Origin of the sequence: Ensifer sp. CCNWLY38 (assembly GCF_037120565.1) — a bacterium.
Taxonomy (GTDB): domain Bacteria; phylum Pseudomonadota; class Alphaproteobacteria; order Rhizobiales; family Rhizobiaceae; genus Ensifer; species Ensifer adhaerens_H.
Genome location: NZ_JBBBBO010000010.1, coordinates 154,545 through 179,874, shown reverse-complemented (window position 1 = coordinate 179,874; position 25,330 = coordinate 154,545). Strand labels below are relative to the sequence as shown.

28 protein-coding genes are annotated in these 25,330 nt (G+C 60.8%); 21 read left to right on the top strand and 7 right to left on the bottom strand.

All coding sequences use genetic code 11. The annotated features are described in order from the left end of the window. The first annotated feature begins 39 nt into the window (after window positions 1-39). Window positions 40-1,230 carry a cystathionine beta-lyase gene (locus V7S54_RS22000; protein ID WP_065376101.1) on the top strand — a complete coding sequence of 397 codons (1,191 nt, stop codon included), beginning with the start codon at window positions 40-42 and terminating at the stop codon, window positions 1,228-1,230. Between the two features lie 83 nt (window positions 1,231-1,313). Here V7S54_RS22000 and V7S54_RS21995 read toward each other — a convergent pair whose 3' ends face one another. Further along, entirely contained in the window at window positions 1,314-2,477 is a 1,164-nt protein-coding gene (locus tag V7S54_RS21995) for an FAD-dependent monooxygenase (protein ID WP_065376100.1), read from the bottom strand. 9 nt (window positions 2,478-2,486) lie between these two features. Next, a complete protein-coding gene (locus tag V7S54_RS21990; RefSeq protein ID WP_057255736.1) occupies window positions 2,487-2,732 on the bottom strand; it encodes a zinc-finger domain-containing protein in 246 nt (81 codons plus the stop codon). 170 nt (window positions 2,733-2,902) lie between these two features. On the opposite strand from V7S54_RS21990, the gene V7S54_RS21985 reads away from it, so the two are divergent. The 3 genes from V7S54_RS21985 (at window position 2,903) to V7S54_RS21975 (ending at window position 4,966) form a co-directional block, all read left to right on the top strand. Then, window positions 2,903-3,688 (top strand): alpha/beta fold hydrolase, encoded by a 786-nt coding sequence (locus V7S54_RS21985; protein ID WP_336408779.1) that lies wholly within the window; start codon window positions 2,903-2,905, stop codon window positions 3,686-3,688. A 147-nt stretch (window positions 3,689-3,835) separates the two neighbouring features. Beyond that, the gene (gene cysE, locus V7S54_RS21980) at window positions 3,836-4,663 is read left to right on the top strand and encodes a serine O-acetyltransferase (protein WP_065376098.1); all 828 of its coding nucleotides are present in this window, start codon (window positions 3,836-3,838) and stop codon (window positions 4,661-4,663) included. 99 nt (window positions 4,664-4,762) lie between these two features. Further along, entirely contained in the window at window positions 4,763-4,966 is a 204-nt protein-coding gene (locus V7S54_RS21975) for a DUF3126 family protein (protein WP_034796738.1), read from the top strand. Here V7S54_RS21975 and V7S54_RS21970 read toward each other — a convergent pair. Continuing rightward, complete coding sequence (locus tag V7S54_RS21970; protein WP_141679513.1) at window positions 4,963-5,202, bottom strand: hypothetical protein; 240 nt, start codon at window positions 5,200-5,202, stop codon at window positions 4,963-4,965. The two genes, V7S54_RS21975 and V7S54_RS21970, sit on opposite strands and share 4 nt — an antisense overlap. A 43-nt stretch (window positions 5,203-5,245) precedes the next feature. Here V7S54_RS21970 and V7S54_RS21965 point away from each other — a divergent pair, with 43 nt between their 5' ends. The 5 genes from V7S54_RS21965 (at window position 5,246) to V7S54_RS21945 (ending at window position 9,993) form a co-directional block, all read left to right on the top strand. Next, window positions 5,246-5,602 (top strand): phasin family protein, encoded by a 357-nt coding sequence (locus V7S54_RS21965; protein ID WP_057255742.1) that lies wholly within the window; start codon window positions 5,246-5,248, stop codon window positions 5,600-5,602. A gap of 240 nt (window positions 5,603-5,842) precedes the next feature. Next, a complete protein-coding gene (gene clpS, locus V7S54_RS21960) occupies window positions 5,843-6,196 on the top strand; it encodes an ATP-dependent Clp protease adapter ClpS (RefSeq protein WP_043622145.1) in 354 nt (117 codons plus the stop codon). A 9-nt stretch (window positions 6,197-6,205) separates the two neighbouring features. After that, window positions 6,206-8,722, top strand: a complete 2,517-nt coding sequence (gene clpA / locus V7S54_RS21955; protein WP_065376097.1) for an ATP-dependent Clp protease ATP-binding subunit ClpA — start codon at window positions 6,206-6,208, stop codon at window positions 8,720-8,722. A 192-nt stretch (window positions 8,723-8,914) separates the two neighbouring features. Then, entirely contained in the window at window positions 8,915-9,652 is a 738-nt protein-coding gene (locus V7S54_RS21950; protein WP_065376096.1) for an AzlC family ABC transporter permease, read from the top strand. Continuing rightward, window positions 9,649-9,993 carry an AzlD domain-containing protein gene (locus V7S54_RS21945; protein ID WP_065376095.1) on the top strand — a complete coding sequence of 115 codons (345 nt, stop codon included), beginning with the start codon at window positions 9,649-9,651 and terminating at the stop codon, window positions 9,991-9,993. The genes V7S54_RS21950 and V7S54_RS21945 overlap by 4 nt, the downstream gene beginning before the upstream one ends. A 98-nt stretch (window positions 9,994-10,091) precedes the next feature. On the opposite strand, the gene V7S54_RS21940 is transcribed toward V7S54_RS21945, so the two are convergent. The 4 genes from V7S54_RS21940 to V7S54_RS21925 are packed head-to-tail and all read right to left on the bottom strand — an operon-like array spanning window position 10,092 to window position 12,954. Continuing rightward, window positions 10,092-10,508 carry an HIT family protein gene (locus V7S54_RS21940; protein ID WP_065376094.1) on the bottom strand — a complete coding sequence of 139 codons (417 nt, stop codon included), beginning with the start codon at window positions 10,506-10,508 and terminating at the stop codon, window positions 10,092-10,094. A gap of 46 nt (window positions 10,509-10,554) precedes the next feature. Next, entirely contained in the window at window positions 10,555-11,742 is a 1,188-nt protein-coding gene (locus V7S54_RS21935; protein ID WP_065376093.1) for a GNAT family N-acetyltransferase, read from the bottom strand. A gap of 4 nt (window positions 11,743-11,746) precedes the next feature. After that, window positions 11,747-12,472, bottom strand: coding sequence for a glycerophosphodiester phosphodiesterase (locus tag V7S54_RS21930; protein WP_065376092.1), 726 nt, complete (start codon window positions 12,470-12,472; stop codon window positions 11,747-11,749). 14 nt (window positions 12,473-12,486) lie between these two features. Next, window positions 12,487-12,954 carry a RidA family protein gene (locus tag V7S54_RS21925; RefSeq protein ID WP_057256068.1) on the bottom strand — a complete coding sequence of 156 codons (468 nt, stop codon included), beginning with the start codon at window positions 12,952-12,954 and terminating at the stop codon, window positions 12,487-12,489. Window positions 12,955-13,099: 145 nt separating this feature from the next. Here V7S54_RS21925 and V7S54_RS21920 point away from each other — a divergent pair, with 145 nt between their 5' ends. The 12 genes from V7S54_RS21920 (at window position 13,100) to lpxA (ending at window position 25,329) form a co-directional block, all read left to right on the top strand. Beyond that, window positions 13,100-13,927, top strand: coding sequence for a cell envelope integrity EipB family protein (locus V7S54_RS21920; protein WP_057255753.1), 828 nt, complete (start codon window positions 13,100-13,102; stop codon window positions 13,925-13,927). A gap of 183 nt (window positions 13,928-14,110) precedes the next feature. Next, complete coding sequence (rpsB, locus tag V7S54_RS21915; protein ID WP_043622167.1) at window positions 14,111-14,878, top strand: 30S ribosomal protein S2; 768 nt, start codon at window positions 14,111-14,113, stop codon at window positions 14,876-14,878. Window positions 14,879-15,130: 252 nt separating this feature from the next. Continuing rightward, window positions 15,131-16,054, top strand: a complete 924-nt coding sequence (tsf, locus tag V7S54_RS21910) for a translation elongation factor Ts (protein ID WP_065376091.1) — start codon at window positions 15,131-15,133, stop codon at window positions 16,052-16,054. Between the two features lie 192 nt (window positions 16,055-16,246). Beyond that, entirely contained in the window at window positions 16,247-16,969 is a 723-nt protein-coding gene (pyrH, locus tag V7S54_RS21905) for a UMP kinase (RefSeq protein WP_065376185.1), read from the top strand. 55 nt (window positions 16,970-17,024) lie between these two features. Continuing rightward, the gene (gene frr, locus V7S54_RS21900) at window positions 17,025-17,585 is read left to right on the top strand and encodes a ribosome recycling factor (protein WP_057255760.1); all 561 of its coding nucleotides are present in this window, start codon (window positions 17,025-17,027) and stop codon (window positions 17,583-17,585) included. Between the two features lie 37 nt (window positions 17,586-17,622). Further along, window positions 17,623-18,366: an isoprenyl transferase gene (locus V7S54_RS21895; protein ID WP_065376090.1), complete on the top strand. Its 744-nt coding sequence runs from the start codon at window positions 17,623-17,625 to the stop codon at window positions 18,364-18,366. Further along, the gene (locus tag V7S54_RS21890) at window positions 18,366-19,199 is read left to right on the top strand and encodes a phosphatidate cytidylyltransferase (RefSeq protein ID WP_065376089.1); all 834 of its coding nucleotides are present in this window, start codon (window positions 18,366-18,368) and stop codon (window positions 19,197-19,199) included. The genes V7S54_RS21895 and V7S54_RS21890 overlap by 1 nt, the downstream gene beginning before the upstream one ends. A gap of 29 nt (window positions 19,200-19,228) precedes the next feature. After that, window positions 19,229-20,362 (top strand): RIP metalloprotease RseP, encoded by a 1,134-nt coding sequence (rseP, locus tag V7S54_RS21885; RefSeq protein ID WP_065376088.1) that lies wholly within the window; start codon window positions 19,229-19,231, stop codon window positions 20,360-20,362. A gap of 250 nt (window positions 20,363-20,612) precedes the next feature. Beyond that, window positions 20,613-22,946, top strand: a complete 2,334-nt coding sequence (gene bamA / locus V7S54_RS21880) for an outer membrane protein assembly factor BamA (RefSeq protein ID WP_065376087.1) — start codon at window positions 20,613-20,615, stop codon at window positions 22,944-22,946. A gap of 46 nt (window positions 22,947-22,992) precedes the next feature. Beyond that, window positions 22,993-24,060, top strand: coding sequence for a UDP-3-O-(3-hydroxymyristoyl)glucosamine N-acyltransferase (gene lpxD, locus V7S54_RS21875; RefSeq protein WP_065376086.1), 1,068 nt, complete (start codon window positions 22,993-22,995; stop codon window positions 24,058-24,060). Further along, complete coding sequence (gene fabZ, locus V7S54_RS21870; protein ID WP_057255771.1) at window positions 24,053-24,517, top strand: 3-hydroxyacyl-ACP dehydratase FabZ; 465 nt, start codon at window positions 24,053-24,055, stop codon at window positions 24,515-24,517. Before lpxD ends, fabZ begins: the two co-directional genes overlap by 8 nt. 2 nt (window positions 24,518-24,519) lie before the next feature. Continuing rightward, complete coding sequence (gene lpxA, locus V7S54_RS21865) at window positions 24,520-25,329, top strand: acyl-ACP--UDP-N-acetylglucosamine O-acyltransferase (protein WP_141679512.1); 810 nt, start codon at window positions 24,520-24,522, stop codon at window positions 25,327-25,329. The last annotated feature ends 1 nt before the right edge of the window (window position 25,330 follow it).

The following is a 25,330-nucleotide window of genomic DNA, read 5'->3' as shown; positions in this document are numbered from 1 at the left end:
CGAAGAGTTTCTCTTTCGAAATCAGAAGCGGAACATGCAATGGCAGACAGCGGCAATGTGAATGGCAAGGCGGGCATCAACACCCGTCTCGCTCATAGCGGCAACAATCCCTCCGACTATTTCGGCTTCGTCAACCCGCCCGTGGTACATGCCTCCACCGTGTTGTTTCCGAATGCGAAGTCGATGGAAATGCGCGCGCAGAAATACACCTACGGCACGCGCGGAACGCCGACCACGGATGCGCTTTGCGACGCGATCAACGAACTTGAAGGTTCCGCCGGGACGATTCTCGTACCCTCGGGCTTGGCCGCCGTAACGGTGCCGTTCCTTGCCTATCTCTCGGCAGGCGATCACGCGCTGATCGTCGATTCGGTCTATTTCCCCACGCGCCACTTCTGCGACACGATGCTGAAGCGTCTTGGCGTCACCGTCGAATACTACGATCCGATGATCGGTGCCGGGATCGAAAACCTGATCCGCCCGAACACGCGCCTGGTGCATACCGAAGCGCCGGGTTCGAACACGTTCGAGATGCAGGACATTCGCGCCATTGCAGACGCTGCCCATCGCCATGGCTGCGTCGTCACCATGGACAACACCTGGGCGACGCCGGTTTACTTCAGGCCGCTCGATCACGGCGTCGATGTGTCGATCCATGCGTCCACCAAGTATCCGTCCGGTCATTCAGATGTTCTCCTGGGTACGGTGTCGGCGAACGCCGCCCACTGGCCGGAGTTGACGGAAGCGATGGTGACGCTTGGTGTCTGCGTTTCGCCCGACGACAGCTACCAAATCCTGCGTGGCCTCAGAACCATGGGCATTCGCCTCGAACGCCATCAGGAAAGTGCCCTGGCGTTGGCGCAGTGGCTCGAAACGCGGGACGAGGTCGCCCGCGTTCTGCATCCGGCACTGCCGAGCTTCCCTGGCCACGAACTCTGGAAGCGCGACTTTACCGGCGCAAGCGGCATCTTCTCCTTTGTGCTGAAGGCGGAAAATTCGGATCGTTTCAAGGCCAAGGCGCACGCCTTCCTCGATGCGCTGAAACTCTTCGGGCTTGGCTATTCCTGGGGCGGCTTCGAGAGCCTCGCGCTCCATGTCAGCCTGTCGGACCGCAAGGTGGCGCTGGCGCCGACAGAAGGTCCGGTCATCCGCCTGCAGATTGGGCTTGAGGACGTGCCGGATATCCGTCGCGACATCGAAGCCGGATTGGCCGCGGCCAACGCCGTTTGACGGCCTGAGGCGCCGCGTTCATTCGCGGCGCCTCGTCACCACCGACTATGGAATCTGCGTGTTGCCCAGTCGCCTGTCCGCAGTCAGCGCTGGGCGCCGTAGCCGTAGAGCCAGTCAAGGTCGGCTGCGAGCGCGTCCGGTCCCTTGAGTTTCAGGACGATGTCGCGGCCGAGGCGTAGCGGCCCACGGGCGTGGTAGGCGAAATGATTGAACGCCGCACGGCGCCGGACCCGGGCGATGCGTGGTCGGCGCCTCGCTTCGAATGCAGCTAGCGCCTTCGGGATATCGATGCCGGTCGCCAGGCAGTCGGAAAGCTCGAAGGCGTCCTCGATCGCCATGGCCGCGCCCTGCGCTGCAAAGGGCGTCATCGCATGGGCCGCATCGCCGATCAGCACGGTCTTTCGCCCGTCTTGCCAGGCCCCGTCGTCGACTGTGCACAATGGCCAGTAGGTGGGGGCGGCAGCCTTTTCGAGCAGCGAGCGGATGCCCGGATTCCAGCCCGAGAAGGCATTCAGACAATCCTGACGCCGCTTGTCCGAATCCTTGCCGACCCAGACGGCGTCGGTCTCCTTGCCCTCGATGATCGCGACGAGATTGAAACCGTCAACTTCCCGCAACGGATAGGCGACGAGATGGGCGCGAGGGCCGAGGAACGCCGTGACCTGGTTCGGCTTGAGAAGGCCGGCGGCCGTGTTGCGGGCGAGCGTCATGCGCCAGGCAACGTTGCCTGAAAAGCGTACGCGACCAGCACCGGGGACGCCGTTGCGCAACTGCGACCAGATCCCGTCGGCGCCGACGATGATGTCCGGGCGGCGCCCCGTCAGTGTTATGATCGTCTGCTCATCAGGATTGTCGATATGGCAGCCGAGTTGCAGGCGGCAGCGCGGTTCTGCCTCCACGGCGGCAAGCAGGACTTTCTGCAGGCTCGCGCGGTGCATGACGGCGTAGGGCGCGTGCCAGCGGCGACGCGCGAAAGCGCCCGCCGATACGCTGGCAAGAGGGCTCAAGGATACGCCGTCAACCAGGCCGATGTGCTCGGGCTCGCTCCAGTAGGCTTCGAGTTCCGCAAGCAGGCCGAGCTCGATGAGGATACGTGAGGCGTTCGGCGACAATTGCAGGCCGGCGCCGACCTCGGTCAGCGCCGTTGCCCGTTCAATGATGTCGACTTCGAAGCCTCGGCGGGCGAGGCAAAGCGCAGCGGTAAGCCCGCCGATGCCGGCGCCGATGATCGCGACAGGGCGCGACATCGTGGCCTATCAGGCGGCTTTGTGGGCGAAGAGGCAGCCCGGCGGGTTGGTTTCCGTCGCCTTCAGCTTCGGATTGTAGCGATAGAGCGTGGAGCAGTAGGAGCAGACCTTCTCGTTGTCGTCGCCCATATCGATGAAGATGTGCGGGTGATCGTACGGAATGGACGCGCCGGTGCACATGAATTCCTTGACGCCGATTTCGATTGCCTGATGTCCGCCGTCGTTTTGGAAGTGCGGGATGCTGTGGCCGGCCATGTCATGCTCCGATGAATGCAAGTCTCTAAAGTTGGCGGCACCATAGTGAGCTTTGCTGCAAAAGTGTAGCGGCAAACACGCCGCAGCTGTGGTTTTTGCCAGGGCGGGGTTTCACTCGTCAGAGCGACGAACTAGGTTGCGCCGGATCGATACCTCCCAGGATGATAAAGATGGATCTCACTCCGCCGCCGTTTTCCCGCTTTACCCATGAAGGCCTGGAGATCGCCTTCTTCGACGAAGGTGATCCAGCCGGCGCGCCCATTCTCCTCATTCATGGTTTTGCATCGAGCGCCAACGTCAACTGGGTTTTCCCGGGCTGGCTGAAGACGCTGGGCGACGCCGGCTACCGTGTGATCGCGCTCGACAACCGTGGGCATGGCAAAAGCAGTAAACCCTACGATCCAGTGCTTTATCATCCGCAGCAGATGGCGGGCGACGCCGTTGCGCTTTTGGGTCATCTCGGCATCGCCGAAGCGCATGTGATGGGCTATTCGATGGGCGCACGTATCTCGGCCTTCCTGGCACTCGCCCATCCCGACCGCGTCCGCTCGCTGGTCTTTGGCGGGCTCGGCATCGGCATGGTGACGGGGGTAGGGGATTGGGACCCGATTGCAGATGCCTTGTCGGCGCCGTCTCTGGATGTCGTGACGCATGCACGCGGCCGCATGTTCCGCGCCTTTGCCGACCAGACCAAAAGCGACAGGCAGGCGCTTGCGGCCTGCATCTCGACGTCTCGCGACCTGCTGACGGCTGAGGACATGGGACGCATCGACGTGCCGACCCTGATCGGTGTCGGGACCAAGGACGACATTGCCGGCTCACCGCAGGAGCTAGCGGAGTTGATGCCCAACGCGCGTGCGCTTGATATTCCGGGCAGGGATCATATGCTCGCCGTGGGTGACCGGGTTTTCAAGAAGGCCGTGGTCGAATTCCTCGAGGAAGTGGGGCGCGCCTAGACTGCCGAACGAGACGGAACGCGGGAAGCACCGCACGCTTGCCCGCTTCCGAGCCGTTCGACCGAGGGTGGAACTGAGGCCGGGCCATTTAAGTCATACCGGATTTCCCCTATAGTGACTGTAGGACGGACAGGAAGGAGAGCGACGATGGTCGCCAAGACCGAACTTCGCCAGACGGAAGCTTTGAAGGTGATGGACCCGATCTGGAACAGCCTGCGTGAGGAGGCCCGCGTGGCAGCCGAGCAGGACCCGATGCTTGCGGCCTTCCTCTATTCGACGGTGGTCAATCAGCACTCGCTCGAAGAAAGCGTCATCTATCGCATCTGCGAAAGGCTCGATCATCCCGATCTTCAGGCGAACCTCTTGCGACAGACCTTCTCGGAGATGCAGGAGGATTGGCCGGAATGGGGCACCATTCTGCGTGTCGACATCCAGGCCGTCTATGACCGCGATCCCGCCTGCACCCGTTTCATCGAGCCAGTACTCTACTTCAAGGGCTTCCATGCCATCCAGACGCACCGCCTGGCCCATTGGCTGCTGAAGCGCGGCCGCAAGGATTTCGCGTTCTATCTGCAGAGCCGCGCGTCGAGCGTTTTCCAGACGGACATCAATCCCGCTGCCCGCATCGGGCGCGGCATCTTCCTTGATCACGCCACCGGTCTTGTCGTCGGCGAGACGGCGGTGATCGGAGACAATGTCTCCATCCTGCACGGCGTGACGCTCGGTGGCACGGGCAAGGAGGGCAGCGACCGCCATCCGAAGATCGCCGATGGCGTCCTGATCGGCGCCGGCGCCAAGATCCTCGGCAACATCCATATCGGCCATTGCTCGCGGATCGCCGCCGGCTCGGTCGTGTTGAAGCCAGTGCCGCCGAAAACGACGGTCGCAGGCGTGCCGGCGAAGGTGGTGGGCGAGGCCGGTTGCTCCGAGCCGTCGCGTCAGATGGACCAGATCCTGAGCAGCTTCGATATCTGAACATACGGGAACCGTGCGTAAGCCTCTTTCGAGGGGTTTACACCCGGCGATGCAGCGTGCGAGAAGCGCCGCACAGATAAACGGCTACGGAGACGTGTTTTGAAGCCCGAAGAAATCCGCAAGCTTGAAGCCTATTTCAAGCGCACCTTCAACCAGCAGATGGTCGTCAAGGCTCGCCCGAAGAAGGACGAGTCCGCTGAAGTCTATCTCGGTGACGAGTTCCTCGGTGTCGTTTTCCGCGATGAGGAAGATGGCGAGCTTTCCTACAATTTCTCCATGGCAATCCTCGACATCGACCTCTAAGTCTGACGAGGACGTGCGGAGACAATAAACCCCGAAAATCCCCTGAGATTTTCGGGGTTTATTGTTTTTGGTGGGGATTTATGCATTGCGCTGAGCAATTGCTCGCGTCGCTCATCTTGGTTCTTCATCGCGCCGTAAGAATTTTTTTCGCGAGAGCGCATTTCTTCATCAAGTTGTTGCATCCGTTGCGTTTTATTGCGTCGCACACTCGTCTTGACTTTTTGTGCAGTGCACATAAACTGAAGCCTCCAGATCAGGCCGTCACTAAGGAGACACCCGATGTTCAACTTCGACGATGCAAACAAGAAGAGCAAAGAAGCCATTGACGTGGCTGTAAAGAGCTATTCCGCTTGGACCAAGGGTCTCCAGGCTATCGCGACTGAAGCTGCGGACTACTCCAAGAAGTCCTTTGAAGATGGCGTCGCGCACGTCGAGAAGCTGTCGAGCACCAAGAGTGTCGAAGCTGTTTTCGAACTGCAGACCAATTTCATCAAGGCGAGCTACGAAGGCTTCGTCGCCGAGGCAACGAAGATCGGCGAAATGTACGCTGATCTCGCCAAGGACGCTTACAAGCCCTACGAAGCGCCGGTTGCCAAGGCAACGGCAGCAGTGAAGGCGGCCGCTGCCGCCGCCTGATCGCTAAGTACAGAGCAAGTTTCTCAAGGGCCGGTCGCAGCGATTGCGACCGGCCCTTTTATTTTCCCGCTTTAGCTGTGAGCAGCCCGAAGAAAGTTGATCAATCTTGCGCGCGGTCGTGCGATTATGATTGCAGTGCGTTGGTTCGGTCTTAAAATCTGGAAACGAACCATTAGATAAAGGGCAAGCACGCTGCGGCCAAGTTCAGTGGGGTCGCTGCTGTACAAGGAACTGACAAGAATGATCGCCATGCCGGTCCGGATGCAGCAAGGTAGCGATGACGAGGGAAACGGCAACAACCGCAGCACGTCCGTCATCACGCGTACCAAGCCGAAGACCAAAAAGCCGAGTTTGTATCGTGTTCTGCTTTTGAATGACGATTACACGCCGATGGAATTTGTCATCCATATTCTGGAGCGCTTCTTTCAGAAGAACCCGGAAGAGGCGACCCGCATTATGCTTCATGTCCACAATCATGGCGTGGGAGAGTGCGGCGTCTTCACCTATGAGGTCGCCGAAACCAAGGTGACGCAGGTGATGGATTTTGCCCGGCAGCATCAGCATCCGTTGCAATGCGTCATGGAAAAGAAATGAGGAACTAACGTGCCAACATTTTCGCCCAGTCTCGAAAAGGCGCTACACCAGGCACTGACTTTTGCCAACGAGCGCCACCATGAATACGCCACGCTCGAGCATCTGCTTCTGGCATTGATCGATGATGCCGACGCGGCGGCCGTGATGGGCGCCTGCAACGTCAATCTCGAGACGCTGCGCAAGACCGTGACGGATTATGTCGACAACGAGCTTTCCAATCTCGTGACCGGCTACGACGAGGATTCCAAGCCGACGGCGGGATTCCAGCGTGTCATCCAGCGCGCGGTCATCCATGTCCAGTCGTCCGGCCGCGAGGAAGTGACCGGCGCCAATGTGCTGGTTGCCATCTTCGCCGAGCGCGAAAGCCACGCTGCCTATTTCCTGCAGGAGCAGGAAATGACGCGTTACGACGCCGTCAACTTCATTTCACACGGCATCGGCAAGCGCCCCGGCAGCTCCGAGTCCCGGCCGGTACGCGGCGCCGACGATCACGAATCCGAGCAGAAGCCTTCGCGCGACACCGAGGAAACTGGCGCCAAGAAGCAGCAGGACGCGCTCACGGCCTATTGCGTCAACCTCAACGAAAAGGCGAAGTCCGGCAAGATCGACCCGCTGATCGGGCGTCACGCCGAGGTGAACCGCACCATCCAGGTGCTGTGCCGCCGCTCGAAGAACAATCCGCTCTATGTCGGCGACCCCGGCGTCGGCAAGACGGCGATCGCCGAAGGCCTTGCCAAGCGGATCGTCGAAAAGAAGGTACCGGAAGCGCTGCAGGATGCGACGATCTTCTCGCTGGATATGGGCACCTTGCTCGCCGGCACGCGCTATCGCGGTGATTTCGAAGAGCGCCTGAAGCAGGTCGTCAAGGAGCTTGAGGACTATCCGGGCGCCGTGCTCTTCATCGACGAGATCCACACCGTCATCGGCGCTGGAGCCACCTCCGGTGGCGCGATGGATGCGTCCAATCTCCTGAAGCCGGCACTCTCCTCCGGCGCGATCCGTTGCATCGGTTCGACCACCTACAAGGAGTACCGCCAGTTCTTCGAAAAGGACCGGGCACTTGTCCGCCGCTTCCAGAAGATCGACGTGAACGAGCCGACGATTGCCGACGCGATCGAGATCATGAAGGGGCTGAAGCCTTACTTCGAGGAATATCATCACCTGAAGTACTCGAACGAGGCGATCAAGGCCGCGGTTGAGCTTTCGGCCCGCTATATCAACGACCGCAAGCTGCCTGACAAGGCGATCGACGTGATCGACGAATCCGGCGCGGCACAGATGCTGTTGCCCGCAAGCAAGCGCCGCAAACTGATCACCGAGAGGGAGATCGAGGCGACGGTCGCGACGATGGCGCGCATCCCGCCGAAGACCGTTTCGAAGGACGACGAGGCGGTGCTCGCCAACCTTGAAAAGGAACTGCGGTCCGTTGTCTATGGCCAGGACCTGGCGATCGAAGCGCTCGCGTCTTCGATCAAGCTGGCGCGTGCGGGCCTGCGGGAGCCGAACAAGCCGATCGGCTGCTACGTCTTCTCCGGCCCGACCGGCGTCGGCAAGACGGAAGTCGCCAAGCAGCTTGCGACGTCGCTCGGCGTCGAGCTCCTGCGCTTCGACATGTCGGAATACATGGAGCGGCACACGGTTTCGCGTCTGCTCGGTGCACCTCCCGGCTATGTCGGCTTCGACCAGGGCGGCCTGTTGACCGATGGCGTAGACCAGCATCCGCATTGCGTGCTGCTGCTCGACGAGATCGAAAAGGCGCATCCGGACCTGTTCAACATCCTGTTGCAGGTCATGGACCACGGCTCGCTGACCGATCACAACGGCAAGAAGATCGACTTCCGCAACGTCATTCTGATCATGACCACCAATGCCGGCGCATCGGAAATGGCCCGGGCCGCCATCGGCTTCGGTTCTTCCAAGCGTACGGGTGAAGACGAAGAGGCGCTGAACCGCCTGTTCACGCCGGAATTCCGCAACCGTCTGGACGCGGTCATTCCCTTCGCTTCGCTGCCGACCCCGGTTATCCACCAGGTCGTGCAGAAGTTCGTCATGCAGCTGGAGACCCAGCTTGCCGAGCGCAACGTCACCTTCGACCTCGCGCCCGAGGCAATCGCCTGGCTCGCCGAGAAGGGCTATGACGAGAAGATGGGTGCCCGGCCGCTCGCCCGCGTCATCCAGGAAAACGTCAAGAAGCCGCTCGCCGATGAAATCCTCTTCGGCAAGTTGAAGAAGGGCGGCGTCGTCAAGGTGACGATCGGCACCAAGGCCGATGGCACCAAGGGCTTGCTGCTCGATGCGGTTCCGGAAACGACGCCGATCAAGCCGAAGGCGGAGGTTTCCCGCCCGGCGATGAAGGCGACCAAACCGAAGAAGGCTGATGACAAGGAAGAAGTGGGCGCCGAGCCTGCACCGAAGTCCAAACCGAAGAAGGCCGCCGCCAAGGCATCGTCCGATGGCGAGGCCGGGGCAGGCGACGCGGCTCCGAGAAAGGGCCGCACGGTGCCGAAGGTGCCACGCAAGAAATAGGCCCCTGCAAGAGATGTTACGGTGCCGGATGCAAACCATCCGGCACCGTTTTTTTAAGAGCGGGATGAGGAAAAGTGTGCGCGGTTTTTCGCCCGCATCCCGCTCCAATAACCTATATTCGATCACGATGATCTCGGGTCGATTCGACCCAAGATCATCGTGATCGGAATCAAACACAATCCGGAATTGCCAATGGATAGGGAAGAAGACGAGCAATCATCGCTCGCCTGGTTCGCGAAGGGTATGCGCGGCATCTTCAGCCTGCCAGCCTTCATCCTGATGCTGTCCTTCGTCGGCTTCTGTTCACTGACGGCGCAAGCCGGTATCCCAGTGCAGCAGGTCGTCTTCATGGTCGGCATGGTCTGGGCGCTTCCGGCCAAGGTCATTCTTGTCAGTTCGATGATGAGCGGCGCGAACTTGGCGGCGGCTTTCCTGGCGGTTTCGCTGTCGTCCGTCCGGCTGATGCCGATGGTTGCAGCACTCGTCCCGGAACTGCGCACATCGAGAACGCCGACCTGGCTGCTCCTCTTCCTTTCGCACTTCGTCGCGATCACAGCCTGGGTATTCGCAATGGAGAAGGTGCCGAAGGTGCCGCGTGAGCGGCGCGTTGCCTTCTTTGCCGGCTTCGGCATCACGCTCGTTGCGGCGAACATGCTGCTGGTTGCGGTCGTCTACCATTTCGTCGCGGACTTCCCGCCGATCGTTGCCGGCTGCCTGTTCTTCCTGACGCCTGTCTATTTCCTCGCATCGATCTGGCATTCGGCGCGCCACCCCGTCGTCTACGTCGCGCTGCTCTTCGGCCTTGCCGGCGGGCCGCTGTTCTATTGGCTGTTTCCGGAATTCGACATCCTGCTCGCCGGCCTTGTCGGCGGCACGCTCGCCTGGTTGGGCGAGCGCCTCTGGCGCCAGCGCAAGGAGGTGGGCGCATGACGTGGCAGGACGGTTGGTGGGCCTATGCCTTCATCGCGATTGCCGGCTGGCTCGCGACCGACATCTGGCGCTGGCTCGGCGTCGTTGCCGGCAACAAGCTACGGGACGATTCCGAGGCGCTGAACTGGGTGAGGGCGGTCGCGACCGCTCTTGTCGCCGCGGTCATCGCGAAGCTCATTCTTTATCCGACAGGCGTTCTCGAACAATCCCCGCTCTGGCTGCGCGTGGGGTCCGTCACACTTGGGGCGGTCGCTTTCTTTCTGTTCGGACGAAAGCCGGCGATCGGAATAGCGACAGCCATCGCAGCGCTCGCCCTGGGGCTCTGGCTACTCGGCTTTTGATCGCGCACTCTGCAGAGCTGGTCCCGGGAGAAAGCCTTCCGCCGAGCCGTGAAGCCGGCTCGGCGGAGCAACATTTCTGAGGTGGCTTGAAGGCGCGATCAGAGCGCCTGCCGAACCTTTTCGGCATTGGCCGCCAGCACAGCGCCGTCTTCCATCGTGCCGGAATGCGGCTTCAGCGGCACGCCGGCCCGTCGCGGAATGACATGGAAGTGCAGGTGGAAGACCGATTGGCCGGCCGGTGCCTCGTTGAACTGCATGACCGTCACGCCATCGGCCTCGAAGGCCTCTTGCGCCGCGACCGCCAGTTTCTGCACGGTGGCGATCAGCGCTGGCAGCGTCGCCGGATCCGCATCGAGCAAGTTGCGCGAGGGCGTCTTCGGAACGACGAGCAAGTGGCCTTCGGCCTGCGGCATGACATCCATGAACGCGATCGTCGCGTCATCCTCGTAGACGCGGTGCGAGGGAATTTCGCCGCGCAGGATCTTGGCGAAGATGTTGCTGTCGTCGTAGCTCATTGTTCTTCCTCGTGAATTGGCGCGGGCGGACCTGACCGAAAGCCGTTCAGTCGTCTTGCCGCTCACCTTTGCGGAAAGGCCCGTGTTCTGCAAGAATCTCGCCCGTTTCCTCCACATCCCTGCGCTCGCGCTGGAGATAATCGGCGACAGCGCGGGCGAGCCCTGGATGCGTGATGAAATGCGCGGAATGGGTGGTGACGGGCATGTAGCCGCGCGCGAGCTTGTGTTCGCCTTGGGCACCGGCCTCGACCCTCTTCAGTCCCTTGGCGATCGCGAAATCGATCGCCTGGTGATAGCAGATCTCGAAATGGAGGAACGGATGGTCTTCGATGCAGCCCCAGTGCCGGCCATAAAGCGCGTCGCCGCCGATGAAGTTGATTGCGCCTGCGATGTAGCGTCCGTTGCGGCGCGCCATCACCAGCAGGATATCGTCGGCCATGCGCTCGCCAATCAGCGAATAGAAGGCGCGTGTCAGATAGGGCCGGCCCCACTTGCGGCCGCCGGTATCCATGTAGAAGGCGAAGAACTGATCCCAGATCGCTTCGGTCAGATCGCTGCCGGTCAGCCAGTCGATCGAGATGCCGTTTTCGAGCGCAGCCCTGCGTTCTTTCTTGAGTGCCTTGCGCTTGCGTGAGGCAAGGGTCTCCAGGAAGTCGGCGTGCGATCCATAGCCTTCGTTGGTGAAATGGAACTGCTGGTCGGTGCGGTGCAGGAATCCGGCGCGCTCCAGGGCAGGCATTTCGGCTTCCGGCACGAAGGTGACATGCGCCGACGAGACATCGTGTCTGCGCGCAAGCTCCTTCAAGCCTGCGGCGAGCGCATCTTCAACGGCGCTCTGGTTTTCACCCGGCGCCGCAAGCAGCCTCGGTCCGGTGGCTGGCGTGAAGGGAATGGAGCTTTGCAGTTTCGGATAATAGCGCCCGCCGGCCCGCTCGAAAGCGTCGGCCCAGCCATGGTCGAAGACATATTCGCCCTGGCTGTGGTTCTTCAGATAGCAGACAAGGCCGCCGCGCAGATGGCCGTCCGACCCTTCGAGAAGCAGGTGTTGGCCGAGCCAGCCTGTTTTCGCGGTTGCGGATCCGGATTCCTCGAGAGCCGAGAGATAGGCATGCGAGAGGAAGGGATTGTAGACGCCGCCGGGATGTTCCTTCGATGCGCCAGAAAGCACGTTCCAGCGTGCTGCCGGCACATCGGCGAAGGATTGGGCTATGCGGATGGTGACGGCGTCTGACATCAGATCAGGAAACCAGGGCCTCCCGCGGGTCGAAGCCCTCGAAGGTCATCTGATCCGCGTTGGCGAACGTGTAGGCCTCGGCCTGGCGGTCGCGCACGGTCCAGGTGATGATCGTCTTGCCGAGCGTTCGCTCCTTGGTGATGAACGAGTTCGGCAGGTGGCCGTAGTGGTAGGAGATGAAGTCGAGCCCGAGCTGCATGGCTTCCTCGTGCACGAAGAACGTCTCGGGATTGGCGCCTTCCGCAGTGAGGCCGAGCGGGTAGGGCGCGTCGAGCGCCTTCAGGTCCTTGAGCAGCCAGTGATCGAAGCTCATCAGGGCGACGTGTCCCTTGTAGCCTTCGAGCGTCTCCAGCACGGCGGCGGCAAAGCCCTCGTCGTCGCCTTTGCGGCCCTTGAGTTCGATGACCAGCGGTACCTTGCCTGCGACCAGGCGCAGCATCTGCGTCAGCGTCGGCACCTTGTCCTTCGTCCCGCCGATCGCCATCAGGCCGAGCTCGCCGGCGGTGCGCGAGCGCACGTCGCCCTTGATGCCGCAAAGGCGCTGGGTGTCGTCATCATGGAAGACGACCGGGATGCTGTCGGCGGTGTATTGCAGGTCGCACTCGATGGCGAAACCGGCATCAACGGCGCGGGAGAATGCCGAAAGCGTGTTCTCCCACACGTCTCTGTTCATGTCGTGATAGCCGCGATGGGCGATCGGTTGGGCCTTCAGCCAGGAAATGTCAGCCATGGTGCGCACCTTGATCAGGCGATCTCGATGACGGCGTCGATCTCGACGGCGGCATTGAAGGGAAGCGAGGCCATGCCGACGGCGGCGCGGGCATGTTTGCCGGCTTCACCGAGCACGGTGGCCAGCAGATTGGAGGCGCCGTTGATGACGAGGTGCTGCTCGACAAATTCCGGCGTCGAGGCGACGAAACCGTTGATCTTCACCAGACGACGGATGCGTCCGAGGTCGCCGCCGAGCGCGGATTTTGCCTGTGCGAGGATGTTGATCGAGCAGAGTTCGGCGGCGCGTTGCGCGCGGGCGACGTCGACATCCTTGCCGACAATGCCTGTCACGGCGACCTTGCCGTCCTCCATCGGAAGCTGTCCGGAGATGTAGAGCATCGAGCCGCTGATCACGTACGGCACATAGTTCGCGACCGGGGTCGCAGCCTGGGGAAGGGTGACGCCGAGGTCCTTGAGGCGCGTTTCGATCTCTGCGGACATGGAAAGCTCCATTGTTGTCTTTTGTGTTAAAATCCTGCATTCAGGCCGGATCGCGGCGGGCGCCGGCTTTTTCCTGCAAACACCGCCTCGCTTCTGCCGAACGCTTGTTTATAGCATTGCCGGCGAGTCCAATAGGAGGAAACGGATGTTTCATAAAGGCTTCGGTCTCGTCACTCTGGGCAGCGTTTGTTTCGCCGTCGTGACGGCGTCAGGTGCTACGGCGGCGAGTGCGAATGTCCTCGTGCCGCATCGCGCCGTCTATGATCTTGAGCTCAAGGATGCGTCGGATCGTTCGGGCATTGCCGGAATGTATGGTCGCATGGTCTATGAATTCAATGGTTCGTCCTGCGAGGGCTACACGGTCAGCTTCCGCTTCGTCACCCAGGTCGACACCGGCGAGGAAGTTCGCCTCACGGATCAGCAGACGACCACCTATGAGGATCTGAAGACGGGTAACTTCCGCTTCCTGACGCGCTCTTTCACCGACGAGAAGCTGGACAAGGAAGTGCGCGGAACGGCGCATGAGGAAAAAAGCGGCGTCAAGGTGGAGCTGACCGCGCCCGACAAGCGCGAAGTGGAACTTGCGGCCAGCCGTTTCCCGACTGCCCACATGATGGAAGTGATCTCGCGGGCGAAAAAGGGGGAAGGCCTGTTTGAGGCACGCATCTTCGACGGCTCCGATTCGGGCGACAAGACGCTGATCACCTCGACCTTTGTCGGTAAATCGCGCAAGCCCACCGCCGATGAGCCGGATGCCGGCAAGGCTGGCAAGTTCGGCAGCGAAGCCTATTGGCCGGTGACGATCTCCTATTTCAATGACGACAAGAGCGGCGATGCGCTGCCGATCTATCGCATGTCGTTCAAGCTCTACGAAAACGGAATCACCCGCGACCTGACGATGGACTACGGCGATTTTGTCCTCAGCGGTAAGCTTGCCGATCTCGAAGTCTTCAAATCCGAGGACTGCAAATAGCCGATCTCGTCGAAAAGCGGCTTGCGCGTCTTGATTTCTTGGGCGGTTGCGGTTAAGGGGCTGCCATTCCACACGTGAAGCAAGGGATGTTCCGGGAGAAATCCGGATCGTTCCGCCGGTGGGCTGTTCGAAAGACCATGCTCGACGCTTCGCGGAGGTTCAACCGGAAAAGGAGAAAAAGGCATGGCATTGCCTGATTTTAGCATGCGTCAGCTTCTGGAAGCTGGCGTTCACTTCGGCCACCAGACGCACCGCTGGAACCCGAAGATGAAGCCGTACATTTTCGGCGATCGTAACAACGTTCACATCATCGACCTCGCTCAGACCGTACCGATGCTGTCGCGCGCCCTTCAGATCGTCAGCGACACCGTCGCCAACGGCGGCCGCGTTCTGTTCGTCGGCACCAAGCGCCAGGCTTCGGAAATCATCGCTGACGCTGCCAAGCGTTCGGCCCAGTACTACGTCAACGCTCGCTGGCTCGGCGGCATGATGACCAACTGGAAGACGATTTCGAACTCGATCCAGCGCCTGCGCAAGCTCGACGAAATCCTCGCTTCGGAAGCTTCGGGCTTCACCAAGAAGGAACGCCTGAACCTCGAGCGCGAGCGCGAGAAGCTGAACCGCGCTCTCGGCGGTATCCGCGACATGGGCGGCACTCCGGACCTGATGTTCATCATCGACACCAACAAGGAATCGATCGCGATCGACGAAGCCAAGCGCCTCGGCATCCCGGTTGTTGCCGTGATCGACTCGAACTGCGATCCGGACCAGATCGACTATCCGATCCCGGGCAACGACGACGCTTCGCGCGCCATCGCTCTCTATTGCGACCTGATCGCCCGCGCTGCCATCGACGGCATTGCGCGCCAGCAGGGCGCATCGGGCCGTGACCTCGGCGCCTCTGCCGAAGCTCCGGTCGAGCCGGCGCTCGACGAGGCCTCCGACGCCTGATCGGCCCCAGGCGGCAGCTGACACTGCCGCCCCCAATGAAATGTCGGGACAAGGCCGTTTGTGATGAAAGTCTGAACGGCCTTGTTCTTTTCAGCCGGGGATGGCGCGATCCGTTCGGGTCGTTGAATCCGAGCAGCGGCCACGATGACGCGTTCATCATGGTGTCACATTGAAAAGCCATTCCCTGCCAAACCTCCTGGCATCGCGCCACGCGCGGGCAACGCCCGCCAAACAGACAAAGAGGCAAAAAAGATGACTGTGACTGCAGCAATGGTGAAGGAACTGCGCGAAAAGAGCGGCGCAGGCATGATGGATTGCAAGAAGGCACTTGCTGAAACCAACGGCGACATGGAAGCAGCGATCGACTGGCTGCGCGCCAAGGGTATCGCGAAGGCCGACAAGAAGTCGGGTCGTACGGCTGCCGAGGGCCTCGTCGGCATCGTCAGCGGCGGCGTCAAGGCCGTCGTCGTCGAGATCAACTCCGAAACCGACTTCGTTGCCCGCAACGAAGCCTTCCAGGAACTCGTCCGCGGCGTTGCCAACGTAGCGCTCACCACCGACGGCTCCGTCGAAGCCATCGCGGCTGCAACCTACCCGGCGACCGGCAAGTCGGTCGACGAGACGATCAAGGACGCGATTGCCACGATCGGCGAAAACATGACGCTGCGTCGCGCAGCTCTGCTGCAGGTCGAAGATGGCGTTGTCGCCACCTACATCCACAACGCTGCTGGCGACGGCATCGGCAAGCTCGGTGTTCTCGTCGCGCTGAAGTCGATCGGCGACAAGGAAGTGCTGTTCTCGGTCGGCCGTCAGGTTGCCATGCACATCGCTGCGACCAACCCGCTGGCGATCCGCGCTGAAGAAGTCGACGCCGCTGTTGCCGAGCGCGAGCGCAACGTCTTCATCGAACAGTCGCGCGCTTCGGGCAAGCCGGACAACATCATCGAAAAGATGGTTGAAGGCCGCATGCGCAAGTTCTTCGAAGAAGTCGCACTGCTGTCGCAGGCCTTCGTCATGAACCCGGAAATCACCGTCGGCCAGGCCGTCAAGGACGCTGAAAAGCTCGCTGGCGCACCGATCGAAGTGACCGGCATGGCTCGCCTGCTGCTCGGCGAAGGCGTCGAGAAGGAAGAGTCCGACTTCGCCGCAGAAGTTGCAGCCGTCGCCAAGGGCTGATTTCTTCACCCATATTGGGAAAACCTCGGGGCATCGCGTGACAACGCGGTGCCCTTCGTGTATCGGGCTTCGTCAATGCGCCGGACCCGCCGGAAATTACTCCGCAGCGGTTGAAACCGGGTAGCGCAATATGTCCTTATGCGCTGTGCGCCGTCGTCGTGCGCACGCGCACCGATCTGATCAGGAGCGATGATGCCGGCCGAAGCAATCTACAAGCGTGTTCTCCTTAAAGCCTCCGGTGAAGCCCTGATGGGTAGCCAGGGCTTCGGTATCGACGTGGCGGTCGCCGACCGCATCGCCGCCGACATCGCCGAAGCGCGCGCGATGGGCGTCGAAGTCGGTGTCGTCGTCGGCGGCGGCAACATCTTCCGCGGCGTCGCGGTGGCCTCCAAGGGCGGAGACCGGGTGACCGGCGACCACATGGGCATGCTGGCAACGGTCATCAACGCGCTGGCGCTCGCAACCTCGCTGCGCAAGCTCGACATCGACACGGTCGTGCTTTCGGCAATCGCGATGCCGGAAATCTGCGAGAGCTTCTCGCAGCGCGCAACGCTTCATCATCTCTCGCTTGGCCGCGTCGTAATCTTCGCCGGTGGCACCGGCAATCCCTTCTTTACGACGGACTCGGCCGCAGCGCTCCGCGCGGCGGAAATGGGTGCGCAGGCCATTTTCAAGGGCACGCAGGTCGATGGTATCTATTCTGCCGATCCGAAGAAGGATCCGACCGCGACCCGCTTCGATCGCCTGACCCACAGCGAGGTGCTTGAAAAGGGCCTGGCCGTCATGGATGTTGCCGCCGTTGCGCTTGCACGCGAAAATACCATTCCGATCGTCGTCTTCTCGATCCACGAAAAGGGTGGCTTCGCGGAAATCTTGACCGGCGGCGGTCGCGCGACCATCGTCACAGACAACTAAAGAGCTGCAAAGCGGCCCCCTGCGGCCGGCGAATGTTAGAACGGGAGTTTTGACCATGAGTGAAGGTGTTGAACTGAAGGAACTGAAGCGTCGCATGGATGGCGCCATTTCCGCATTCAAGAGCGATATCGCATCGCTTCGTACCGGCCGGGCGTCGGCGAACGTTCTCGATCCGGTGACCGTTGAAGCCTACGGCTCGCGCGTGCCCCTCAACCAGGTCGCCAACATCACCGTTCCGGAGCCGCGCATGCTCTCCGTTTCGGTCTGGGACAAGCAGATGGTTGGCGCCGTCGATCGTGGCATTCGCGAATCGAACCTCGGCCTCAATCCGATCATCGACGGCCAGAACCTGCGCATTCCGCTGCCGGAGCTCAACGAAGAGCGTCGCAAGTCGCTGGTCAAGGTGGCACACGATTACGCTGAAAAGGCCAAGGTTGCCGTCCGCCACGTACGCCGCGACGGCATGGACGACCTGAAAAAAGCCGAAAAGGATGGCGACATCGGTCAGGATATCAGCCGTTCTCAGTCCGAGCGCGTGCAAAAGATGACCGACGAAACGATTTCCGAGATCGACCGCTTGCTCGCCGAGAAGGAAAAGGAAATCATGCAGGTCTGATCTGCTCGTGATCTGAGTCTCCTTTCGCGGACGCCTTATGCAAAACCTCATCTCCACGACCGTTCCGGAACATGTTGCCATCATCATGGATGGCAACGGGCGTTGGGCGAACGCACGTGGGCTACCGCGTACCATGGGGCATCGCAAAGGCGTCGAGACCGTTCGCGATGCCGTCAAGACGGCGGCCCAACTGGGTATTCGCTATCTCACGCTTTTTGCATTCTCTTCGGAAAACTGGAGCCGGCCGGAGCCGGAGGTGAGCGACCTCATGGGGTTGCTCAAGACCTTCATCCGCCGGGATCTCGCCGATCTGCACCGCGAGAATGTCCGCATCCGTGTCATTGGCGACCGCTCGAACCTGCGTGGCGACATCCTGCCTCTGTTGATAGAGGCCGAGGAAACGACGCGGGCGAACACGGGAGTTACCCTGGTGATCGCCTTCAACTACGGCGCGCGTGACGAGTTGACCCGGGCGATGCGTCGCCTCGCAGTGGAAGTCGCCGAAGGGCGTTTGCGCCCCGAGGACATCAATCAGGAACGCATTGCAGCCTCGCTGGACACCGCAGACATACCCGATCCGGACCTGATCATCCGCACGAGCGGCGAAGAGCGACTGTCGAATTTCCTGCTCTGGCAGGGCGCCTATTCCGAACTGATCTTCGTTCCGGAACTGTGGCCGGATTTCACGCGTGAGATTTTCCTGTCGGCTCTGGAGAAGTATGCATGCCGGGAGCGCCGTTTCGGCGGACTGGTCGAGCCGACGCGGGCGGTTGGTTCTTGATGCAAACTGAACTCAAGCTTCGCATCGCTTCGGGAGTGGTGCTCGCGGCGGTCGCTCTCGCTGCGACCTGGTTTGGCGGTCTCGCTTTCCAGCTACTTTCGGTCCTGATTGCGCTTCTCGTCTACTACGAATGGTCGACGATCACCGGCCTTGTCGAGCGCGATTTCCAGGGCAACGCCTTCGGTTGGCTCTCGATAGTCGTGATCGCGGGTCTCGTTGTCACCGGTTACATCGGCTACAGCCTTCCTTTCCTGGCGTTCGGCCTTGGAGCGGCATTGCTTTGGGTCCTTACTCAAAAGACAAGCTGGTGGCTTCCGGGCGGCATCGCCTATGCGGGCCTCACCGGCATATCGCTCGCGGCACTTCGTGGCGCCGACGATCTCGGCCTGATCGCAACGCTGTTCGTCTTCGCGGTGGTCTGGGCAACCGACATTTTCGCCTATTTCACCGGCCGAGCGATCGGGGGGCCCAAGCTTGCGCCGCGCATATCGCCCGGCAAGACCTGGTCCGGCGCCATCGGTGGCACGATTTGTGGCATTCTTGCTGGCGTTGCCGTCTTTATGGCTTATTTTTCGCTGCAAGATCTTCGGATCCCGATCATCGCCCTGGTGCTCTCGGTTGCCAGCCAGGTTGGGGACTTGTTCGAGTCCTTCATCAAGCGGCGCTTTGGCGTGAAGGATTCGAGCCGTCTCATTCCGGGGCACGGCGGGGTCATGGATCGGGTCGACGGTTTGATTTTCGCCTGCGTGGCGGCGTTGATTCTGGTCATGATTCAGTATTTCGTCAGCGATGGGCGCCAGATCGCCTTCGGTTCGGTCCTGCTTGGCCCTTGATGCTGGCCGCAGGGACTTGAGGAACGTTCATGACATATCTGCTTGATGCCTTTCAGCTTCTGACCGGCTACATCATTCCCTTCCTCCTCGTGCTGACCCTTTTGGTCTTCGTGCACGAGATGGGGCACTATCTCGTAGGCCGCTGGTCGGGAATCCGTATCCTCGCCTTCTCGATCGGTTTCGGCCCCGAACTTTTCGGTTGGACCGATCGGCACGGAACACGTTGGAAACTGTCGGCGATCCCGCTTGGTGGCTACGTCAAGTTCTACGGTGACGAGGACGCGGCGAGCGTGCCGGACTACAAGCGTCTGGAGGCGATCGCCCCGGAAGAGCGCGGCAAGACCTTCCTCGGTGCCAGGCTCTGGAAGCGGGCAGCGACGGTTGCCGCAGGGCCGATCGCCAACTTCATCCTCGCGATTGCCATCTTCGCCGTTCTGTTCTCCGTCTACGGACGCCAGGTCGCAGATCCCGTGGTGGCGCGCGTGAACGAAAATAGCGCAGCCGCACAGGCGGGCGTTATTCCGGGCGACCGTCTGATCTCGATCGACGGCTCGCCGGTGACGACCTTCGATGACGTTCGTCGCTACGTCAGCGTGCGCCCCGAGCTGAAAATCACCATCCGAATCGAACGCGACGGCGCGACACTCGATTTGCCGATGGTGCCCCAGCGGACGGAGCTCACCGACCAGTTCGGCAACAAGATGGAGATTGGCGTCATCGGTATTCTGACCGATCAGGAAGCCGGCAATTTCCGCACCGTCACCTATGGCCCGATCGAAGCCGTAGGGCAGGGCGTCCTGCAAAGCTGGCACGTCATCACGGGCACCTTCGACTACCTCGGCAACGTGCTGACCGGACGGATGAAGGCGGACCAGATCGGTGGTCCGATCCGCGTCGCCCAGGTTTCCGGGCAGATGGCGACGCTCGGCATTCCTTTCCTGCTGAATATTGCCGCGGTTCTGTCAGTTTCCATAGGATTGCTTAACCTCATGCCCGTGCCGGTGCTTGATGGCGGCCACTTGATGTTCTATGCGGTTGAGGCCTTGCGCGGGAAGCCTGTCGGTCCTGCCGCGCAGGATGTCGCCTATCGGATCGGCTTTGCCATGGTGCTGATGCTCATGGTCTTTGCCACCTGGAACGACATATCGATGTTCTTCGGCTAGCGTTCGGTCGGGGAAACGGCGAGGGGAAATTCGGCGGATACTGTGAACGATTGGTTTTCAACGGCTTGCGAAGAAAGGTTTTGTTTACGATAACTCGAGGCTGTAGTGGCCGTTAAGCCACGGTTCGAATTGAAGTAAACAGAAATTAACGAGCTGGCTTGCTTGTATGGGAAAAGCGGTTAAAACGGCAACCGTGACCGGAGTCGGCACGAAACTGCCGCGCGACGTTTGGAAAAGGTAAGATTTGAACATGAAAGCTGGTTCAAGGTTTTTGAACGCGGTGTCGGCGGCTGCGCTGTCAACAAGCATTGTTGTTTCAGGCGCGGGTGTTGGGTTGCTCGCAGGCACGTCCGTCGCAGAAGCTGCGGTCATCAATCGTGTCGAAGTACGCGGGGCAACGCGCGTCAGCGCTGAGACGGTCCGTGCGAACATCACGATCGTTCCCGGCAAGGCCTTCAGCAACGCTGATATCGACGCTTCCGTGAAGCGCCTGTACTCCACCGGCTACTTCTCCGACGTCAGCATCAACGTCGCCGGCGGCACGCTGGTCGTCAGCGTGAGCGAGAACCAGCTGGTCAATCAGGTCGTCTTCAACGGCAACCGCAAGATCAAGGACGACAAGCTGCAGGGCGTTGTGCGCACGCAGCCGCTCGGCCCGTACAGCGAAGCGACAGTCGAAACGGATATCCAGTCCATCAAGGACGCCTACGCTGCCATCGGTCGCAGCGACATCACGGTGACGACGCAGGTTGTTCCGGTTGCCGAAGGGCGCGTCAACCTTGCCTTCGTGATCAATGAAGGTGAGCGCACCAAGATCTCCCAGATCAATTTCGTAGGCAACGAGGCCTATAGCGACGGTCGTCTTCAATCGATCATCGCGACGAAGGAATCGGGCATCTTCTCGTTCATCACACGCAAGGATGTCTACAATCCGGACAAGCTTCGCGCTGACGAAGAGCTGCTGCGCCAGTTTTATTTCAACCGCGGCTACGCGGACTTCCAGGTCGTTTCCTCGGACGCGGCGCTCAATGAAGCGACGAACGAGTACACGGTGACGATCACCGTCGAAGAAGGTCCGCGTTATGACTTCGGCGCCGTCAATGTCGAATCGACCGTCGAGGGCGTCAATGCCGAAGAGCTGAAGGGGCTTGTCCTCAGCCGCGAGGGCTCGGTCTACAAGGCCAAGGACGTTCAGGCGACGATGAGCGAGATTTCGCAGCGTGTCGCTTCGGCCGGTTATCCTTTTGCGCGCGTTACGCCGCGCGGCAACCGCGACCTCGCCAACCACACGATCGCCGTCGACTATCTCGTCGACCAGGGTGAGCGTGCTTACGTCGAGCGCATCGAGATCCGCGGCAACACCCGTACGCGTGACTACGTTATCCGTCGCGAATTCGACATGGGTGAAGGCGACGCCTTCAACCAGGAAATGGTTGCCCGCGCCAAGCGTCGCCTGGAGGCACTCGGCTACTTCTCGACCGTCAACATCTCGACCGCACCGGGCAGCGCTGCCGACCGCGTCGTCGTGATCGTCGACGTGCAGGATCAGTCGACCGGTTCGTTCGGTATCGGTGCTGGTTATTCTGCGGGCAGCGGCGGCGGCTTCCTCGTCGAAGCGTCGATCGAAGAAAAGAACTTCCTTGGTCGTGGTCAGTACATCCGCGTCGCCGCCGGTCGCGGCGACGAGAGCCGGACCTACAACGTTTCGTTCACCGAGCCGTACTTCCTTGGCTATCGTCTGGCTGCCGGCTTTGACGTCTTCAAGAACGAGAACGACTTCGACGACGAGGACTACAGCTACGAAGATCAGGGCTTCAGCCTGCGCGTAACGGCGCCGATCACCGAAAATCTGTCGACCACGCTGCGCTACAACTTCACGCAGTTCGACTATAGCGGTAACGTCGCGAAGCTCTCGTCGCCCTACGTTCGTGCAGTTGAGGGTGGAAACTGGGTCCGTTCGTCGGTGTCGCAGTCGATCACCTACAACACGCTCGACGATCCCCAGCTGCCGCATGACGGCATCCTGGCGACCTTCACGCACGAGTTTGCAGGTCTTGGCGGCGACTCCGATTTCTACAAGATGACCGGTAAGGCCAAGTGGTACTACACGGTCAACGACGAGGCGGACATCATCGCGTCGCTTGCTGGTAGCGCCGGTCATGTCTTCGAAACCGGCAGCGATCTGCAGGTCTTCGACCAGTTCCAGCTCGGCTCCAACGATATTCGTGGCTTCGAGCGCAACGGTATCGGTCCGCGCGATCAGGCGACGGGCGATGCGCTCGGCGGCACGACCTACTTTACGGCTTCGGCCGAAGCGACGTTCCCGCTTCCGGGCATCCCGCGTGACAGCGGCTTCCGCGGTGCGGTCTTCGCCGATGCCGGTACGCTCTACAGCAACAAGGTCGCGACCCTTCCGTCTGAAACGGTGCAGGGCAACGACTCGTCGCTGCGTGCATCGGTCGGTATCGGCCTGATCTGGGCTTCGCCGTTCGGTCCGCTGCGTGTTGACTATGCTTGGCCGGTTGCCAAGGAAGACTTCGACCGGGTACAGAACCTGAAGTTCGGTATTTCCTCGTCGTTCTGATAAAAAGCAGTCCAGAACTGCCAGAAAAGATCGTTCTGGAGTGTCCATGGAACAAAACTGGTTTTTTCCGCCCCATAAAGGGATTCGCTTGGGTGACCTGGCGAATCAAATTGGGGCGGAGCTGAGCAATGGAGCGGTCGCCGACAGCACCATTCATTCTGTAGCGCCAGTCTATCGGGCCAAGCCCGGCGACATTTGCTACATGTTGTCTCGCAAGAGCCGCGCCGAGCTTGATACCTGTCAGGCTTCCGCGATCATCTGCGACAAGACGATCTCCAGCCTTGTGCCTGCCCATATCCCGGTCCTGCTGACGGCGCGCCCGCATACGGCCTTCGCCCTTGCCGGCACCTTGCTGCACGAGGTCGCGATGCGTCCTGCGCGCAACACCAGCCTCAAGGGCGTGGCGCCGGGTGCTTTCGTGGATCCGACTGCGCGTCTGGAAGACGATGTCGAGGTCGAGCCGACGGCGGTCGTCGGAGCCGGCGCCGAAATCGGCCGCGGCACCCGCATTGCTGCCGGCGCCGTTATCGGACCGGGCGTGCGCATCGGCCGTGACTGTACGATTGCCTCTGGCGCAAGCGTGCTCTGTGCTCTCATCGGCAACAGCGTGATCATCCATCCCGGCGCCCGTATCGGGCAGGATGGTTTTGGTTATGCGCCCGGACCGAAAGGCGGAATGATCAAGATCGTTCAGGTCGGGCGCGTGATCATTCAGGATCACGTGGAGATCGGTGCCAACACGACGATCGACCGCGGCACGATGGATGACACCGTAATCGGCGAGGGGACGAAGATCGACAATCTCGTCCAGGTCGGCCACAACGTGCGCATTGGCCGCTATTGTGGCATCGTCGCCCAAGTGGGCATTGCAGGCAGTACGAAGATCGGCGACGGCGTGATGATTGGCGGCGGCAGTGGCGTCAATGGCCATATCACGATCGGTGATGGCGTACAGATCGCGGCGATGAGCGGCGTGGCGAGCGATGTTCCCGCCGGCGAACGTTATGGTGGTATTCCGGCGCGCCCGATGCGCGATTTCCTGCGCGATGTCGCGGAGATGGCGATGCGGGCAAGCGACAGACAGAAAAAGAAGAAGGGCGGCGCGAATGAGTGAGGCAGCAACGGTTCTCGGTACGGCGGACATTCAGGAAATTCTGAAACTGCTCCCACATCGCTACCCATTTCTGCTCGTCGATCGGATCATCGAGATCGACGGTGACAATTCGGCGATCGGCATCAAGAACGTCTCGGCGAACGAACCGCATTTCACCGGTCACTTCCCCGAACAGCCGATCATGCCTGGCGTTTTGCTTGTCGAGGGCATGGCCCAGACGGCCGGTGCGATCTGTGCCCGCAAGGTGGGTAGCGGAACGAACCTCGTCTATTTCATGACCATCGACAATGCGCGCTTCCGCAAGCCGGTCGTTCCCGGCGATCGCGTCGAATTCCATGTCGTGAAGCAGAAGCAGCGCGGCAATATCTGGAAATTTCACTGTGATGCAAAAGTTGACGGGCAACTGGTCGCAGAAGCTGATATCGGCGCGATGATCGTCAGCAAGGAAGACGCCTGAACATGATTGCAGTAACAGCGAAGATCCATCCGTCCTCGATTATCGAAGACGGCGCTGTGATCGGCGAGAACGTCAAGATCGGCCCTTTTTGCCACGTGGGGCCGAAAGTCGTTCTTGGCGACGATGTCGAGCTTCACAGTCATGTCGTGGTCACCGGCCGTACGACGATCGGCACGGGAACCAAAATCTTCCCGCAGGCCGTGATCGGCGCCGATTCGCAGAGCGTTCATCATAGTGCCGTCGATACGGAACTGTTGATCGGCGCGAATTGCACGATCCGCGAAGGCGTGACGATGAATACGGGCACTGTCGAACATGGCGGACAGACGGTCGTTGGCGACAACAATCTCTTCCTGGCCTATTCGCACGTGGCGCATGATTGCCGGCTCGGCAACCATATCATCCTGTCGAACAACGTCATGCTGGCGGGCCATGTCACGGTTGAAGACCGCGCCATTCTTGGCGGCGGCTGCGCCGTGCATCAATTTACCCGTGTCGGCCGTCAGGCGTTTATCGGGGGCCTGTCCGCCGTCAGCTACGACGTCATTCCCTACGGTATGCTCAACGGCAATCCGGGCATACTGAGCGGGCTGAACGTAGTGGGCATGACGAGAGCCGGGATCGACCGTGCGACGATCCATGTCGTTCGTCGCGCCTACAAGCAGATCTTTGAAGGCCCGGAGTCGATCCGCGCCAATGCGGCGGCCATTCGCGAAGAATATGCCGACTGCGCACCGGTCGTCGAAATTCTCGATTTCATCGCGGCCGAGAGCGACCGGGCACTATCGTCGCCGTCTCGCGGCAAGGCGTGAG